Origin of the sequence: Microbacterium sp. M, assembly GCF_045181065.1 — a bacterium.
GTDB lineage: Bacteria > Actinomycetota > Actinomycetes > Actinomycetales > Microbacteriaceae > Microbacterium.
The window spans coordinates 30,514-45,814 of record NZ_CP173721.1; the positions used below are offsets into that span (position 1 = coordinate 30,514).

18 protein-coding genes are annotated in these 15,301 nt (G+C 67.9%); 9 read left to right on the top strand and 9 right to left on the bottom strand.

Going from position 1 to position 15,301, the window contains the following annotated elements:
• Positions 1-47 precede the first annotated feature (47 nt).
• The 3 genes from ACI7YT_RS00135 (at position 48) to ACI7YT_RS00145 (ending at position 3,419) form a co-directional block, all read left to right on the top strand.
• Complete coding sequence (locus ACI7YT_RS00135) at positions 48-1,433, top strand: ABC transporter substrate-binding protein (protein WP_406248056.1); 1,386 nt, start codon at positions 48-50, stop codon at positions 1,431-1,433.
• Positions 1,434-1,506: 73 nt separating this feature from the next.
• Positions 1,507-2,442, top strand: coding sequence for a carbohydrate ABC transporter permease (locus ACI7YT_RS00140; RefSeq protein ID WP_406248058.1), 936 nt, complete (start codon positions 1,507-1,509; stop codon positions 2,440-2,442).
• Positions 2,439-3,419, top strand: a complete 981-nt coding sequence (locus ACI7YT_RS00145) for a carbohydrate ABC transporter permease (protein WP_406248060.1) — start codon at positions 2,439-2,441, stop codon at positions 3,417-3,419. The genes ACI7YT_RS00140 and ACI7YT_RS00145 overlap by 4 nt, the downstream gene beginning before the upstream one ends.
• A gap of 100 nt (positions 3,420-3,519) precedes the next feature.
• Here the strand turns inward: ACI7YT_RS00145 and ACI7YT_RS00150 are convergent, their stop codons facing one another.
• The 5 genes from ACI7YT_RS00150 to ACI7YT_RS00170 form a co-directional block, all read right to left on the bottom strand.
• Positions 3,520-4,503, bottom strand: a complete 984-nt coding sequence (locus ACI7YT_RS00150) for an acetylxylan esterase (RefSeq protein ID WP_406248062.1) — start codon at positions 4,501-4,503, stop codon at positions 3,520-3,522.
• A gap of 43 nt (positions 4,504-4,546) precedes the next feature.
• Complete coding sequence (locus tag ACI7YT_RS00155) at positions 4,547-6,415, bottom strand: hypothetical protein (RefSeq protein WP_406248064.1); 1,869 nt, start codon at positions 6,413-6,415, stop codon at positions 4,547-4,549.
• Positions 6,412-7,122 (bottom strand): polysaccharide deacetylase family protein, encoded by a 711-nt coding sequence (locus ACI7YT_RS00160; protein WP_406248065.1) that lies wholly within the window; start codon positions 7,120-7,122, stop codon positions 6,412-6,414. Before ACI7YT_RS00160 ends, ACI7YT_RS00155 begins: the two co-directional genes overlap by 4 nt.
• Entirely contained in the window at positions 7,119-8,159 is a 1,041-nt protein-coding gene (locus ACI7YT_RS00165) for a hypothetical protein (RefSeq protein WP_406248067.1), read from the bottom strand. The genes ACI7YT_RS00160 and ACI7YT_RS00165 overlap by 4 nt, the downstream gene beginning before the upstream one ends.
• Before the next feature lie 87 nt (positions 8,160-8,246).
• Positions 8,247-8,477 carry a 4-oxalocrotonate tautomerase family protein gene (locus ACI7YT_RS00170; RefSeq protein ID WP_406248069.1) on the bottom strand — a complete coding sequence of 77 codons (231 nt, stop codon included), beginning with the start codon at positions 8,475-8,477 and terminating at the stop codon, positions 8,247-8,249.
• Between the two features lie 59 nt (positions 8,478-8,536).
• On the opposite strand from ACI7YT_RS00170, the gene ACI7YT_RS00175 reads away from it, so the two are divergent.
• Positions 8,537-8,959, top strand: coding sequence for an NUDIX hydrolase (locus ACI7YT_RS00175; protein WP_406248070.1), 423 nt, complete (start codon positions 8,537-8,539; stop codon positions 8,957-8,959).
• Positions 8,960-8,966: 7 nt separating this feature from the next.
• On the opposite strand, the gene ACI7YT_RS00180 is transcribed toward ACI7YT_RS00175, so the two are convergent.
• Positions 8,967-9,449 carry an aminoacyl-tRNA deacylase gene (locus tag ACI7YT_RS00180; protein WP_406248072.1) on the bottom strand — a complete coding sequence of 161 codons (483 nt, stop codon included), beginning with the start codon at positions 9,447-9,449 and terminating at the stop codon, positions 8,967-8,969.
• Positions 9,446-9,934 (bottom strand): DNA helicase, encoded by a 489-nt coding sequence (locus tag ACI7YT_RS00185; protein ID WP_406248074.1) that lies wholly within the window; start codon positions 9,932-9,934, stop codon positions 9,446-9,448. Before ACI7YT_RS00185 ends, ACI7YT_RS00180 begins: the two co-directional genes overlap by 4 nt.
• Before the next feature lie 160 nt (positions 9,935-10,094).
• Between ACI7YT_RS00185 and ACI7YT_RS00190 the strand changes: the two genes are divergently transcribed.
• Entirely contained in the window at positions 10,095-10,652 is a 558-nt protein-coding gene (locus ACI7YT_RS00190; RefSeq protein WP_406248076.1) for a peptidylprolyl isomerase, read from the top strand.
• A 22-nt stretch (positions 10,653-10,674) separates the two neighbouring features.
• The gene (locus ACI7YT_RS00195) at positions 10,675-11,565 is read left to right on the top strand and encodes a rhomboid family intramembrane serine protease (protein ID WP_406248078.1); all 891 of its coding nucleotides are present in this window, start codon (positions 10,675-10,677) and stop codon (positions 11,563-11,565) included.
• A 140-nt stretch (positions 11,566-11,705) separates the two neighbouring features.
• On the opposite strand, the gene ACI7YT_RS00200 is transcribed toward ACI7YT_RS00195, so the two are convergent.
• Positions 11,706-11,945: a cell division protein CrgA gene (locus tag ACI7YT_RS00200; RefSeq protein WP_406248079.1), complete on the bottom strand. Its 240-nt coding sequence runs from the start codon at positions 11,943-11,945 to the stop codon at positions 11,706-11,708.
• A gap of 80 nt (positions 11,946-12,025) precedes the next feature.
• Between ACI7YT_RS00200 and ACI7YT_RS00205 the strand changes: the two genes are divergently transcribed.
• Genes ACI7YT_RS00205 through ACI7YT_RS00215 form a run of 3 tightly spaced genes read left to right on the top strand, consistent with a single transcriptional unit; the run spans position 12,026 to position 13,630 of the window.
• Entirely contained in the window at positions 12,026-12,817 is a 792-nt protein-coding gene (locus tag ACI7YT_RS00205) for a class E sortase (protein WP_406248081.1), read from the top strand.
• Between the two features lie 10 nt (positions 12,818-12,827).
• Complete coding sequence (locus tag ACI7YT_RS00210; protein WP_376175967.1) at positions 12,828-12,983, top strand: hypothetical protein; 156 nt, start codon at positions 12,828-12,830, stop codon at positions 12,981-12,983.
• Positions 12,980-13,630, top strand: a complete 651-nt coding sequence (locus tag ACI7YT_RS00215; RefSeq protein WP_406248083.1) for an anthranilate synthase component II — start codon at positions 12,980-12,982, stop codon at positions 13,628-13,630. Before ACI7YT_RS00210 ends, ACI7YT_RS00215 begins: the two co-directional genes overlap by 4 nt.
• Here the strand turns inward: ACI7YT_RS00215 and pknB are convergent.
• Positions 13,612-15,288 (bottom strand): Stk1 family PASTA domain-containing Ser/Thr kinase, encoded by a 1,677-nt coding sequence (gene pknB / locus ACI7YT_RS00220; RefSeq protein ID WP_406248084.1) that lies wholly within the window; start codon positions 15,286-15,288, stop codon positions 13,612-13,614. The two genes, ACI7YT_RS00215 and pknB, sit on opposite strands and share 19 nt — an antisense overlap.
• Positions 15,289-15,301 lie beyond the last annotated feature (13 nt).

Here is a 15,301-nt window from a genome sequence, read left to right on the forward strand (position 1 = left end):
GCGGAGTACCCAGAGATGCACCACAGTTCCACTACGAAGGAGTAGCAATGCACACATCAGCGAAGAGGCGCGCTCTCGGTATCGCCGCGTTCGCGACCATCGCCGGGCTCACCCTCGCCGGGTGCTCCGCGTCCGGTGATGCGGACGAGCCCGCCGAAGCACTCGATCCCGACGCCGAGGTCACCATCACCGTCGGCGAGATGCCGACGGCCGACCAGGCCGAGTCGTTGGAGATCTTCAACGAGCAGGTCGAGGCGTTCGAGGAGCTCTATCCGAACATCACGGTCAAGGGCGAGGAGACGACCTACGATCCCTCCACGTTCAACGCGCTGCTGGTCGGCGGCACGGCTCCGACCACGGTCGCGATCCCGTTCACCGACATGCAGGCTCTCATCGAACGCGACCAGGCCGCGGACATCACCGACCTCGTCGCCGAGAGCGACGTGCTCTCGGCCCTCAACCCGGACCTGCTCGGCGCCGTCACCAAGGACGATCGTCAGTACGGGATCGTCCGGCAGGCCTACACGATGGCGCTCCTCTACGACCGCGCACTGTACGAGCAGGCCGGCCTGGACCCGGACGACGTCCCCGCCGATTGGGAGGGCATCCTCGAGAACGCGAAGACGATCACGGAGAAGACCGGCAAGACAGGCTTCATCATCCCGACGACCAACAACGCCGGCGGCTGGCTGCTGACGACCATGTCGTACTCGAACGGCTCGCTCGTCCAGGAGACCGACGGCGACGAGGTCGCCGTCACGATCGACACCGACGCCATGAAGGAGTCGTTGCAGTTCCTGCACGACGTCCGCTGGGAGGCGAACGCGGCCGGAGCGAACTTCCTGCTCGGCGGAGATGACATCTTCAACGAACTCGGCGGCGGCAACGTCGGCCAGACGGTGAACGGCGGAGCGAGCTACGGCAACCTGGTCCTGAACCGCGGCATGGCCGGCGAGGACGTGGGCATCGCTCCCCTGCCGCAGAGCTCCGAGGGCCTCGGTGCGCTCGGCGGCGGCGCGATCCAGTGGTTCAACCCGAAGGCGACGCCGAACGAGCAGGCCGCCGCGCTGAAGTGGACCGAGTTCCGCTGGTTCAACCGCTACTTCGACGAGGATGCCGCAGTGGAGTGGGCCTCTTCGCAGAACGCGGACGGCCGCCCGGTCGGCGCCCCCGAACTGCCGATCGTCGACCAGGAGCAGTACGACACGTTCCTCGGCTGGATCGACGAGTACATCAACGTCGACCGAGACAACTACACGGCGTACCTGACCAGTGAGCTGCCGGTCGTCGCCGAACCGGCGATCAAGGCGCAGGAGATCTACGCCGCGCTCGACCCGATCGCCCAGGCGGTGCTGACCGACGAGTCCGCCGACATCGACAAGCTGCTGGCAGACGCCCAGACCGCGGTCCAGGCGCTCGTCGACGCCGGCTGATCAACTGCCCCGCCGCGCGCCCACGAACACAGCGCGGCGGGGCCCCATCCCTCAGAGACGACAGGATCGACGTATGACCGAAGTCACGACCGCGGCGCAGCGCCGCCGCGCGCAGCCGCTGGGGCGGCGCCTGTGGACGTGGGTGCGCGGTGGCGGCATCACGACGTTCCTGTTCTTCGTCCCGCTGCTGTTCACGTTCGGCTACTTCGCCTGGTGGCCGATCCTGAAGAGCCTGCAGCTCGCACTGCAGAAGACGAACCTCGTCACCGAGCCCACCTGGGTCGGTCTGGACAACTTCACCCGTGTCCTCGCCGACCCGCTCCTGGGCACCGCCGTCGCGAACACCTTGCTCTTCGCCGGTCTCGCGATCGTCATCGGCTTCCCGGTGCCCATCCTGCTCGCCACGTTCATGGCCGAGATGCGGCGCAGCCGCCAGTTCGCCAGTGTGCTCGCCTACCTGCCGGTGATCATCCCGCCCGTCGTCGCCGTGCTGCTGTGGAAGCAGTTCTACGACCCATCCCCCGATGGGCTGTTCAACTCCGTCCTCGGCGTGTTCGGCATCCCTCCCCAGCCCTTCCTGCAGGATCCGAACACGGCGATGCTCGACATCGTCATCCAGGCCACCTGGGCCGGCTTCGGACAGTCGACGATCATCTATCTCGCCGCACTCATGTCCGTGCCTCCGGAGCTCTACGAAGCCGCCGAGATGGACGGTGCGAAGGTCGTCCGCCGCTTCTGGCACATCACGCTTCCGCAGATGCGCGGGATCATGCTCCTGATGATGCTGTTGCAGATCATCGGCACGATGCAGGTGTTCACGGAGCCGTTCGTCATGACCGGAGGCGGACCCGTCAATCGGACCACGACGATTCTGATGCTCATCTACAACTACGCGTTCCAGCAGGGCGACTACGGCAAGGCGACCGCGCTGAGTCTCCTGCTCGCCGTCGTGCTCACCATCGTCTCCGCCGTGTACCTGCGGCTCACCCGGAGTTGGAGCAAGTCATGACCGACACCCTCGTCCCCCCGACCACCGAGGCGCTCGTGACCGGCAAGAACGTCGACCGCACGCTCGCGCCGCGCCGCCGTCGCCGCAAGGAGGACGATCAGCAGGATCGCACGAATGTCTCGGACCTGGAGCGGCGGAACACCCGCGTGCGCGTGGGACTGATCCTGCTCAACGCGCTGCTGATCATCTTCCTCGTCGTGATCTCAGCAGGTCCCCTGCTGTGGCTCGCGAAGGCGGCGCTGTCGACGACGCAGGACATCCTGCGCGAGCCGTGGGCATGGTGGCCCAGCGGCATCCAGTGGCAGAACCTCTCCGATGCGTGGTTCAAGATCGACATCGGCAAATACCTGATGAACACGGTCTGGATCGCGGCGGGCACGTGGTTCATCGGGATGCTGGTGGCACTCACCGGCGCCTACGGCATCTCGATCCTGCAGCCGAAGTACGCGAAAGTCGTCAACGCCGGCGTGCTCGCGACCCTGTTCATCCCCGGCGTCGTCTCGCTCATCTCGCAGTACGTGACCGTGCTCGACATGCCGCTGCTGCATTGGAACCTCATCAACACGTTCTGGGCGGTCTGGCTGCCGAGTGCCGCGAGCGCCTTCAACGTGTTGCTCATCACGCGCTTCTTCGACACCCTGCCGAAGGACGTCTTCGAGGCGGCGAAGATCGATGGTGCAGGTCCGTTCCAGATCTTCTGGCGGATCGTGCTGCCGATGTCGAAGCCGATCATCGGCGTGACCTCGCTCATCACGATCATCGGTGCGTGGAAGGAATTCCTCTGGCCGCTCCTCGTGCTGCCGAGCCCCGACCTGCAGCCCCTGTCCGTCGGCCTCTACCGGATCACGGCCTCGGCGGAGATGAGCCTGCTCATGGCCGGCATGTTCATCTCCGTGATCCTGCCGGTGGTGCTGTTCCTCATCTTCCAGAAGCAGTTCCTCAGGAGCGCAGGTCAGGCCGGCGCGATCAAGGGGTGAGGATCCTCCCCGGCGGCGACGGAAAACGGATGCTGTGACGAAAAACGGGATGAATCCTTCGAAAAGGTCCGTGGATCGTCACAGCATCCGTTGATCGTCGTCAGGCCGCGTTCTCGGCAGCGTCGATTCCGAAGAGGTCGTCGAGGAACTCCAGCTGCCGCCGGGACTGGGCCCACTGCCCGCCCTCGTGGCCGTTGTACGGGTAGACCTCGATCGCCTTGTCGTCGGTCGCGTAGTGGTTGAACTGCGCGAACACGGTCGACGGCGGGCACACGGCGTCGCACAGCGCTACGGAGTACAGCGCAGGAGCGCTGGCGCGTGCGGCGAAGTTCACCCCGTCGAAGTAGCTGAGCACGCGGAACACGTCCTCCTCCTCTCCGCGGCGGGTCTGCATGTAGCGGGCGAGCTCGTTGTACGGGTTCGCGTCCGTGATGCGCAGCGCGCGGCGGTAGTGGCTGAGGAACGGCACGTCGATCATGGCCCCGGCGAGACCGTCGCTGAGGGCGGCCGCCGCGACGGCGATCCCGCCGCCCTGGCTCCCGCCGGCGACGACGACCTTGGTCGGGTCGACGGCCGGGTGACTGCGCACGGCGTCGACCGCGAGCGCGGCATCCGTGAAGACGCGGCGGTAGTAGTACTCGTGCTGGCCCTCGATGCCACTGGACATCTGACCGGCGATGCGCGGGCCGCTGCCGACGGGATCCGTCGTGGACCCGGGGTTGCCGCCGCTGCCCTGCCCGCGGCTGTCCATGACGAAGACGGCGTATCCGGCGCTCGGCAGCAGAGTCCACTGCTCGGGGACACCGCGTCCACCGCTGTAGCCGATGAACTGCACGACCGTGCCGCGGATCTCACCGACCGGCCGGACGAACCAGCCCTTGATCGGGTGGCCGGCGAAGCCGGGGAACGTCACGTCCTCGACGATGAGGTTGCGAAGCGCGGTGTCGAGGCGCGTGAACAGGGCTTCGCCGCGTCCGCGGGAGAACGTCAGGGTCTCCTCCCAGAAGGCGTCGAAGTCGCTGGGCTCCTCCCGTTCGGGACGGTACTCGTGGAGCTGGTCGATGGGCATGTCGAACTGGGCCATGGCTCGATTCTTTCGGGATTGGGTTCCGGGTGGCGTGATTCGGTCAGGAGTGGTCGTCGATCAGCGCGATCCTCGCGTGATCCAGGCGCGATCCGGGCAGACTCGGCGCTGTGAGGGACAGTCCTTCGCCCGCCAACATGATCAGCTGGTCTTCGATGGATGCCGTGATGCCCGCCTCTTCGACGGGAGCGGAGCTCATGCGCACGATTCCCGCGGCGAACGTCGGGCCGAGATCGGAGATCGTCAGATCCTCGGCATCCGTCCTGGCGATCCAGGGGATCTCGATCACGAGATCGTCGTCGAAGGCGACGCGGGCACGGCGCTCGGTTCCGTCGAAGACGGCCGATGCGAGCTGCCAGTCCAGATGCAGCCCTGCGGTGTCGATCCGAACGCGCTCGACGTCGTCGATGACCTCACCGGGGGCGAGCGCCGCATCGTCGACTCGAATGGCGGCCGTCGCCGGAAGCCCGCTGATGCGGAAGCGCACCAGGAGCTCGCGAGTCGGCACGGGAACCCCCGCGGGGATCGTGTCGAGGTGGATGTGCGCGTCGCCCGATGGGGTGGCCAGGCTGAGCGCCCACAGCACGGTGCCGTCCTGCTGCACGGAGCGGAACGAGCCCCCGGCGAACCCGTGTCCGTCCCGGACGACCTCGACGCTCAGGAACCGCGCGGGTTTCGTGATGTCGGTCGGGTCGTCGCCCGGCTCGGTCCAGAACCCGAGCAGGGGTCGGCGCTGGACCCAGGTGTCGCTGAAGTTCACGCTGCCGAGGCTCAGGCCGCCTTCGCGCCAGGTCGCGCCCACCGTCGGCACGACGACCGACGGGATGCCGGCTGCTCCCGCCTCCGAGATCCCGGCGACCTGGCCGTCGATGTAGAACATGTCGGCGAAGGTCTCGCGAATCGTCCCCGGCGCGGCGTCGTCGAGCAGCGGACGCAGGTCGTCGGGGATCCGGTAGTCGAGCACCGCGTCGTGCACGAGGTGGATGTCGGCGGCGAGGTCGACACCCGCCAGGACGGACCACGTCTCCGGAGCGACCTTCTGCAGCACGGAGAGGACGCCAGGACGCAAGTGCAGATCCGTGTCGTAGCACCGGGCCATCGGACCGGACAGCTGACCCGTGGCCGGGTGCCAGTGCCCCAGAAAGTGCTTCCACGCCACGCGTTCGATGTCGGCGGCGAGCGGCCGGAGCGAGGCGTCGTCGACGTACTGGCGCAGCCCGGTCAGGGCCTGCAGCACGACCTGCCAGTAGGTGGGCGAGTTGTATTCGGCGAAGCTGCCCAACCGAAGCAGCGATGCATGCAGTCGAGCGAGGCGTGCTGTCCCGTAGGCGGTGAACTCGGCATCCTTCAGGATCTCGCCGGCCGCGATCGTGACGAACGTGCCCTTGACCGCGATGTTCGTGTAGTCGAGATCCACATCGCGACGGATGATCGAGCGCGCCGCGTGGGACAGAGCCGCTTCGGCCCTGACACGCAGACGCGCGTCGAGATCCGCGCCGTGGCGTCGCAGGATCAGCACGAGGAACTCGCCCATGAAGTCGGCCCAGTTCCAATCCGGTGGGTTCATCTCGGACAGCGGCTCCTCGGCCCAGTACGCCCAGAGGCCGCATGTGTCGCTCGCGGGTTCGGTGTCCTGCAGATCGAGAACGGCCTCCATCACCCGGGCCGCTCGATCGGCGCGGCGCTCGCTGCCGACCGTCTCGTCGCCCGTGGCGGCGAGCTCGAGCAGCGTCAGGACATACGCCAGGCTGTCGCGGATGCGATGCGCGCGTCCGGACACGATCCGGGTGTGGATCGGGTTCGGCGTGGCGTCGATGAGCAGCAGGTCGCGGCCCGGGTCGTAGTCGGCGTCGCCGGAGCGGCGCGCGGCGTCGAGGGTCTGCGGATCGGCGGTGAACAGCGCGGTGGTCATGAGGGGTTGCTTTCGGGTGTCGGGAGTCGGTCGAAGCCCTGCATCGAGAGTCCCAGGTGTCGGGCTTCGCGCAGGATGTCTGCGAGGCGGTCTGGATCGATGTGGTTGAACGCGCTCTGCGCGGCGATGTCGTGCGCGTACAGCACGAGCACACCGTCTCGCTCCGCTGTCTCGCGCAGCAGGAAGCTCATCGTGTCGGCATCCGCGGGGTGGGCCTGATCTCCGCGGCCGGTGTCGGAGCCTCGGGACGGGAGCACCCGCGGAATCGCGTCCGAGGGGACGATGGTGCGGACGGCGAGCTCGCGGACGGTTGTCCGCTGGCCTCCGGTCCGCAGTCGATCGAACCGAGCCAGCAGCACCTGGTCGGACGTGTCGTCGCGGCGGCTGTTCGGATAGGCGAACGAATGCGCCGAGGCACCGATCTCCTGCAGGACCCGGATGCTGGGATCGACGTCGATCGAGAGGTATCCGTCCGCTCCGTGTTCGCGGATGGTCTCGTCGGCGTTGCGGTGCCGGGCTCCGTGCGAGCCCACCGTGTGCCCATCGGCGAGCAGGGTCTGAAGCCCCGCGCGCTCGTCGTCGTCGAGCAGATCGGCCTCCATGATGAAGAAGGTCACCTCGGCATCGACTTCGTCGAACAGCGGCCGGGCCGCGAGCCACGATGCCACGTGACGGTCATCGAAGCTGAGCAGCAGTCGGCCGGTCAACGGGGAACCTCCTGCAGAGCGACGCCCCGGCGACCGGTGGTGTCGATGTGGTTGTGGACGACCGCGCGGCCATCAGGGGTGAAGCTCGGGTGTGGATGGAACGGATGCTGCGAGAACCGCGTCTCGGCAACCACGGTGCGCTCGCCGGTGCCGGTGTCGATCACGACGATCGAGCTGCGATCACCGGCATCCTGCCAGCCGCGGCCCGGCATGTCGGAGGGCCCGGTGGTGTCGACGACGATGTGCGAGCCGTCGCGGCTGATGCCGACGTGCCAGTCCCGCGCGCCGGCGCTGACGAGCCGTGCCGGTGCGTCGACCGGAGCTTCCCACACGCCGCGTGTCTGTGGCCCGTCTCCGTAGGCGACGAGGACGGCACCGGGGCGGTGGAACGTCCAGCGCTCATGACCGACCTGCAACGGGTGCGCTGGGTCGTCCGCGTTCGCGCGCTGGTCGAACAGGAGGCGTCCGGACGGTGCGGATGCCGGGTGGTGCGCCCAGACCCGGTCGGCGATTTCCGCGGCGGCGCCCTCGTGGGCGCAGCCGATCCAGGAGGGATCGGCGGGGCTCATCTGCACGTGGTTCGCGTGCGACGCGAGGGAGACGCGATCGTCGACCCTCCCGGTCTCGACGTCGATCACGAGCAGCGTGCGCTCGGTGCCGCGCTGCTCGATGGCCGCGATGCGCGAGCCGTCGGGGCTGATCCCCACCAGGCCGTCGAGGTCGCCGGTGTGCACGGTGCGCGGTCGGGCCGCGGCATCCGTCAGGTCGAGCGTGAGGACCTGACCGGCCCAGGCCATCGCGAGCAGCGGAACCTCGAGGGCGACGTCGAACCAGGCGATCGCGTCGCCGGCGGGTGGCAGATCGATCAGGAGCTCAGGGCGGGCGCCGCGTGCGACGTCGACGATGTGCAGCGCGGGCCGCTCGGCGTCTCCGACGACCATGCGCGAGCCGTCGGGCAGGAAGCCGTTGCAGTGCGGGTACGTCGCGTACACATCGACCGCGATGAAGTCGTCGCTCGTGGACGGCTCGGGAGCCACGTGATCGCCTCTCTGCGGGTGCTCGGCATCGATGCGATCCACTCTAAATCAAGTTAATAGAATTAGTCCAGTCCTCGAGCGGACGAGTCAGCTTCCGCCGGACGTCACCTTCGTGACCTGCGCGGCACGCGAGTCGTCCTCGCTCGCGAGCACACCGCCGTTCGCGACGAAGTCGGCGGCGACCTCCTCGAACATGATGCGCACGTCCTGACGTCGAGCGCCGAGGGCGTCGACCGCGGCATCCGTGACGGCTTGAGCGAAGGCGCGGCGCTGGTCGACGGAGCGACCGGGGAGGAGTTCGACCCTGATGTTCGGCATGGCCAGAAGCCTAGGACACGAGACCCATCAGGCGAGTCGGCGGCCGCTAATGTGAGTGGATGGACCTGCGAGTCGCCGCGTACGCGGTCGTCACGGACGACGACGATCGGATCCTGCTCGCCCGATGGACTGAGGGCCGGCGAGTCGCCTGGACGATGCCGGGTGGCGGACTAGAACCAGGCGAGGACCCCGAGGATGCCGTGCGCCGCGAACTCCGTGAGGAGACCGGGTACTCGGTCGAGGTCGGTGAACTGCTCGGCGTCCATTCGCGGGTGATCCCGGCCGGTCGACGCGTGCACAAGGCGGACGCCCCGCTGCACACCCTGCGGATCATCTACCGCGCAAAGGTCACCGGCGGGCGCCTGCGCTTCGAGCAGGACGGCTCGACGGACATGGCCGGCTGGTTCACCGTCGCAGCGGTGGGCGAGCTGCACCGCGTCAAGCTCGTCGACATCGCGCTGCGCAAGGCAGGGATCCTCTAGCCCGAGGTCAGCCCCGCGGCTTCTCCGGCTCCGAGATGTCGGCCACCGTCGCGCCGTAGGCGGCGATGAGGTCGTCGGCGTTCACGAACAGGCTGTAGCCGTGAGCGCCTGCTCCCATCGCGACCCGCTGGCCGACGATGGACGCATCGGCGAAGACTGGCCACTCGGTCGTGCTGCCGATCGGCACGATGGTGCCGCGCTCATAACCGGTGGCGGCGAGAGCCAGCTCCGGCTCCGGCAGTCGCAGCTTGTTCACGCCCACGACGGCGCGCAGCTTCGGCCACGAGATGGACCGGCCGCCGGGTACCAGCGCGAACAGGTAGGTGTCGTCGGATCGCTTCACGACGAGCGTCTTCACGATCCCGGAGGGCTGGATGCCGAGGATCTCGGCGGCTTCGTGGAGACTGCGCGCCTGCGGCCGCTCGCGGATCTCGATCTCGAGACCACGGGCGGCCGCGGCATCCTTGACCCTGGAGTGCGGGTCGGTCACGCGTTCGGGGGCGACAGCGGGTCGTCCGCGACCCAGAGCTCGTCGTCGGCGCGCAGCGCCTGCCATGCGGCGTACAGCACGCCGACCGCGGCCGCGGCGCCGAGGACGATGGCGACGATCGCACCGAGACCGGGGCCCTTGTTCTGGGCGACGGGCGACGCGGTGACCCCGTGGCGCTTCGCGTTGGCGATGTCCCACGCCGAGAGCGCTGAACCGACGACGCCGCCGACGACCGGGACGACCTTGTCATCCACGACGTGCCTGCCGAAGCGCACACCCTGGTCGACCACCGGTGCCACCCTGCGGTTGTAAGTGTCCTGAACCACGGGAACGACCTGCTCGCGGTTGATCTTGCCGAGCTGACGGCCGGCCTCGCGTGCGACATCCGCAGCCTGGCCGACGAGCTCCTGCTGCGATTCCCACAGCTTGTTCGCGTCGTTCTGCAGACGACGCAGTTCCTTCTTCCGCTTTCGGCTGAGGCTCACGATGCTCTCCTGTCCATTGGAGTACGGATTCCCCATCATGCCAGACCTGACTGGATGCAGGCAGAGATTGTGGGCACCCTTGCCAGGGTCGGCTGATCGCGCTAAGCGATCACGCGCGGCATCCAGGCCATCCCTTGGCGGCCTCTGCGAGAATAGGGGCATGCCTCACGCTTCCCACGTCGCAACCCTGCACACCAACCACGGTGACATCGTCATCAACCTCTTCGGCGACCACGCCCCGAAGACGGTCGCGAACTTCGTCGGCCTCGCCGACGGTTCGAAGGACTGGACGGACCCCGCCACCGGCAAGCCGGGCGAGGGTCCTCTCTACAAGGACGTCATCTTCCACCGCATCATCCCCAACTTCATGATCCAGGGCGGCGACCCGCTCGGTCAGGGCGTCGGTGGCCCCGGCTACAACTTCGACGACGAGATCAACATGGAGCTGAACTTCAACGAGCCCTACATCCTCGCGATGGCCAACGCCGGGCTCCGCCGCAACGCCATCACCGGCAAGGCCGAGGGCACCAACGGCTCGCAGTTCTTCATCACCACGGACCCGACCCCGTGGCTGCAGGGCAAGCACACCATCTTCGGCGAGGTCGCCGACGATGCGTCCCGCGCAGTCGTCGACACGATCGCCGCCGTCCCGACCGCCCCCGGCGACCGCCCGCTCGAGCCGGTCGTGCTGCAGTCGATCGACATCTCCGCGGCCTGACCGACCGCGCTCGCCGATCCGGATGACGAACACCGAATTCACGAGCAATCGTGACAACTTCTGCTATCGGCATCCGGATCGGCAGAGCTTCGTGCTCTGCCAGCGCTGCCTGCGCACCATCTGCCCTGAGTGCCAGACGCAGGCCGCTGTCGGCGTCATCTGCCCGGAGTGCCTCAAGGAGCAGAAGCAGAACCGCACTCCGGCCCAGAAGAAGGCCGACCGCCGCTGGAACGGCCGTCGTTCGGTCCTGGCGCCCGCGACCGGCAGGCCGATCATCACGTACGCGATCATGGGCGTCACGGTGTTCATCTGGCTGCTGACGCTGATCCCCGGCATCGGTGCGACCATCCAGGGCGCCCTGCTCTTCAACTCGATCTATCTGTACCCCGACCTCAACGGCGGCGTCTTCGAACCGTGGCGCGTGCTCACCGCCGCCCTGGTGCACAGCAGCAGCATCTGGCACATCGGCTTCAACATGCTCTCGCTCTGGGTCATCGGGCGAACCCTGGAGCCGATGCTCGGGCGCTGGCGCTTCCTCACGCTCTACGTGTTCAGCGCGGTCGGCGGCTCCGTCGCGGTGGCATGCATCGACCCGCTGCAGTCGGTGGTCGGCGCATCCGGTGCCGTCTTCGGCCTGTTCGGCGCCCTGATCATCATCGGCCGGCACATGGGTGCGAACATCACCGGCATCCTCGTGATCATCGGGCTGAACCTGGTGATGGGATTCGTGCTGCCCGGCATCGCCTGGCAGGCGCACATCGGTGGCGCGGTGGTCGGACTGCTCGTCGCGCTCATCTTCACGCGCACCAGACGCAGGGATCAGCGCCTCTGGCAGATCCTCTGGCTCGTCGCGCTGGGTCTCGTGCTCATCGCGCTTCTCGTGCTCGTCCCGCCGGCCCTCCTCGTTCGCTGAGCGAGCCCACGGGGTGTGAATAACACCGGTGTAATTCTCCCCAGCCTGTGGATGAGCCTGTGGATAACTTTCTTCCGAACAGACGAAAGAACCCCCTCACCGTGTCGGTGAGGGGGTTCTTCTGCAACGATCGCGAGGCGTCAGCGCCAGCGCGTGGTCATGAGGAAGCCGATCAGCGCGATGCCGAGGCCGATCGCGAGGTTCCAGGACTGGATGCCGGGAATCGGCCACTGCATACCGGAGATGTAGAAGACGAGGATCCAGACGAGCCCGAGCAGCATGAAGCCGACCATGACGGGCTTGAACCACACGGGGTTGGGCGCCTGCTCGCCGTCAGCGCGCTCGACGACGGGTTCTTCGCTCTTGCGGTCTCGTGCCATGGGGCCATTCTACCCATGAGGCCCGATAACACCCACGTCCTCCCGGCGGTCGTACACGCGGAGCGGATAGGATCGCGCCTGTGACTGCTTCCGCCGTGCCCGAGACTCGTCGTGCGCGCCGTCGACGTCAGCGCCCTCGCGCGACATTCACGAGCGTGCTCGGGGAACTGCTGCTCACGGCCGGCGTGCTGGTCATGCTGTTCGTCGCCTGGCAGATGTGGATCGGCGACATCATCATCGGCGCACAGCAGAACTCCGAGGGCGCCGCCGTCACCGCCGAGTGGGAGAACGAACCGCCCCCTGAGCCGCCGCCTGTCGTCGAGACCGAGGACGGCGAGACCTGGTACGAGCCGCCTCTCCTCGAGCACCCGGGAGCGGGCGAGTATCTCGCGCAGATGCGCATCCCCCGCTTCGGCGACGACTACAACGTCGCGATCGCCGGTGGGACGTCACGTCCCGTCACGCTCGATCACGGCTGGATCGGCGTCTACGACCAGTCGAAGATGCCGGGCCAGGTCGGCAACTTCTCGGTCGCCGGACATCGCACGACCTGGGGAGCGCCGCTCAACCGGATCGACAAGCTGCGCCTGGGCGACGCGATCGTGGTCGAGACGCAGGAGGGCTGGTACACGTACCGCTTCCGCACTCTCGAGTACGTCACCCCCTCGCAGGTCGACGTGCTGCTCGACGTCCCGCAGATGCCCGGTGCCGAGACGGGCGAACGCTATCTGACCCTGACCGCCTGCTCACCGCTGTACTCGCTCGCCGAGCGGATCATCGCCTATGCCGTGTACGAGGGCTTCCAGCCCCGCGCTGAGGGCGCCCCGGAATCCATGGCCCCGGTGGCCCAGGTCGCAGCCCCATCACGATGAGGAGCAATTGATGTACGCAGCACTCTGGCGCATCCTCCCCGGCCCCTGGTGGCTGCGGGTGTTCTTCCTGCTCGTGCTCGTCGCGGCGGTCCTCTACGGGCTGTTCTTCTACGTGTTCCCGTGGATCGCGCCGATCATCACGCCGGGCGAGGTCGACCTGGAATGACCGTGCGGGTTCTCGTGGTCGACAACCACGACAGCTTCGTGCACACCCTCATCGGCTATCTGCACGAGCTCGGTGCCGTCACGACGGTCGTCGAAGCGGATGCCGTGGAGGCCAGCGGCATCGACGAGCTGCTCGCCGGCGTCGATGCCGTCCTGCTGTCTCCCGGTCCCGGCCGGCCGCGCGACGCCGGCGCCTCGGTGGCGGTCGTCGAGCGGGCGATCGAGCGGCGGATGCCCGTGCTCGGCGTCTGCCTCGGCCACCAGGCGATCGGGGCCGCTTTCGGGGTCGAGGTCGCAGAGGCGCCGGAGCTCATGCACGGCATGGTCTCCCAGGTCACCCACGACTCCTCGGCGCTGTTCGACGGCATCCCGTCGCCCTTCGCCGCCGGACGCTACCACTCGCTCGCCCTCGCCGAAGCCGATCTTCCGGACGAACTGGTCGTCACGGCGCGGGCCGAGCAGGGCACGGTCATGGCGATCGCGCACCGATCACTGCCGGTCCTCGGTGTGCAGTTCCACCCCGAGAGCGTGCTGACCGAGGGCGGATACCGCCTGCTCGCCAACTGGCTCGCCCAGGTCGGCGATCCGGATGCCGTGGCCCGCGCAGCCGGTCTCACCCCGCTCGGCGGCTACTCGCCCGAGCAGTAACGCAGCTCGACGGTCGAGTGCACCGGCACGTCGCCTGGTGCCAGCGACATCGAGGTCACCGTCGCCGGGTCGACAGCCGAGCAGCTGGTGTCGGCGGTGGGAACGGCCGACAGACCGAGGGTCTCCAGTTCTTCGGTCGCGGCATCCAGCGTGAAGCCGGTCAAGTCGCGCAGGGTGACCGATCCGCTCGCGACGACGAGATCCACCGTCGTGCCGGGCGCCACCTCGGCACCCTCTTCCTCGCTGGCCTCGAGCACGAACCCGGCGGCCTGATCCTTGTCGTTGACCTGGCGGATCGTGCCCAGTTGCAGCCCGGCATCCTTCAGCGACTTCTCGGCATCCGTCTGCGACATCGTCACGAGCCGCGGCACGGTGACCATCTCCGCACCGCTGGACACGTACACCGTGACCTCGGCGCCCTGGGCGACCGTGGTATCGGCCTCGGGGTCGGTTCTGGTGACGTTGCCCTCGGCGATGTCCGAACTCGGCTCCACCACGAGGGTGGCCACGAGATCGAGTTCCTCCAGGGCCTCCTGCGCGCGCTCCGAACTGACGTCGACGAGGTCGGGGATCGTCCGCGACGAGCTCTCGACGCTCGGGCCCTGCACCGTGACGACCCAGAACAGCACCGATGCCAGCAGCACGGCGAGCAGCGCGACGCCGGCCCAGATCCAGGCGACCGGCGGACCGGACTGGGTCCGCGTCATCGTCGTGTCGCTGGAGAGCTGACGCAGCGTGCGGGCCGTCTCCTGCGCGGCACGAGGGCTCGGCCCGTAGAGCTCGCTGGTGAGCGCGCCGATCTGCTTCTTGCTCGGCGCCTTGCCGCCGAACGCGGTGTCCAGCGCGGAACGGAAGCTCACGGCATCCGGATACCGCTGGTACGGGTCCTTCGCCAGGGCCCGCAGCACGATCGGGTCGAGGGCACCGGGCGAGAGCTCGTTGACCTCGGTCGGCGGCACCGGCGTCTCGCTGACGTGCTGGTACGCGACGGCGACCGGGGAATCGCCGCGGAACGGCTGGCGTCCGGTGAGCAGCTCGTACAGCACCACGCCCGTCGAATACAGGTCGGTGCGTGCGTCGACGGGCTCGCCCTTGGCCTGCTCGGGCGAGAAGTAGGCGGCCGTGCCGATGATCTGAGTCGTCTCGGCGACGGTGGACGAGGAGTCGGACACCGCACGGGCGATGCCGAAGTCCATGACCTTGACCTGACCCTTGGGCGTCACCATGACGTTGCCCGGCTTGATGTCGCGGTGGATCACGCCGGCCTTGTGCGAGTACTCCAGCGCCTCCAGGATCCCGTCGACGTAGCGCACGGCATCCGCGGCCGGAACGGGACCGTCGGCGATGATCGCCTTCAGCAGGGTTCCCTCGACGAGTTCCATCACGATGTACGGGACGGGCTGCGCGGCGGAGTCGTCCTCGCCGGCGTCGAAGACGCGGACGATGGACGGATGCGACATGCGCGACGCGGCCTGCGCCTCGAGACGGAACCGCGTGCGGAACGCGGTGTCGCGGGCGAGCTCCGGGTCGAGCACCTTGATGGCGACATCCCGACCCAGCGTCAGGTCGTAGCCGCGGTACACCTTCGCCATGCCACCGTGACCGATGAGCTGGTCGACGCGGTAACGGCCCGCGAGGACACGCTGCTCTGTGGACACGTAGGACCCCCCT

Excerpts from the sequence above, each read along its gene's own strand:
- ACI7YT_RS00135 (WP_406248056.1), top strand. The coding sequence starts at position 48 with ATGCACACATCAGCGAAGAGGCGCGCTCTCGGTATCGCCGCGTTCGCG.
- ACI7YT_RS00140 (WP_406248058.1), top strand. The coding sequence starts at position 1,507 with ATGACCGAAGTCACGACCGCGGCGCAGCGCCGCCGCGCGCAGCCGCTG.
- ACI7YT_RS00145 (WP_406248060.1), top strand. The coding sequence starts at position 2,439 with ATGACCGACACCCTCGTCCCCCCGACCACCGAGGCGCTCGTGACCGGC.
- ACI7YT_RS00150 (WP_406248062.1), bottom strand. The coding sequence starts at position 4,503 with ATGGCCCAGTTCGACATGCCCATCGACCAGCTCCACGAGTACCGTCCC.
- ACI7YT_RS00155 (WP_406248064.1), bottom strand. The coding sequence starts at position 6,415 with ATGACCACCGCGCTGTTCACCGCCGATCCGCAGACCCTCGACGCCGCG.
- ACI7YT_RS00170 (WP_406248069.1), bottom strand. The coding sequence starts at position 8,477 with ATGCCGAACATCAGGGTCGAACTCCTCCCCGGTCGCTCCGTCGACCAG.
- ACI7YT_RS00175 (WP_406248070.1), top strand. The coding sequence starts at position 8,537 with ATGGACCTGCGAGTCGCCGCGTACGCGGTCGTCACGGACGACGACGAT.
- ACI7YT_RS00190 (WP_406248076.1), top strand. The coding sequence starts at position 10,095 with ATGCCTCACGCTTCCCACGTCGCAACCCTGCACACCAACCACGGTGAC.
- ACI7YT_RS00195 (WP_406248078.1), top strand. The coding sequence starts at position 10,675 with ATGACGAACACCGAATTCACGAGCAATCGTGACAACTTCTGCTATCGG.
- ACI7YT_RS00200 (WP_406248079.1), bottom strand. The coding sequence starts at position 11,945 with ATGGCACGAGACCGCAAGAGCGAAGAACCCGTCGTCGAGCGCGCTGAC.
- ACI7YT_RS00210 (WP_376175967.1), top strand. The coding sequence starts at position 12,828 with ATGTACGCAGCACTCTGGCGCATCCTCCCCGGCCCCTGGTGGCTGCGG.
- ACI7YT_RS00215 (WP_406248083.1), top strand. The coding sequence starts at position 12,980 with ATGACCGTGCGGGTTCTCGTGGTCGACAACCACGACAGCTTCGTGCAC.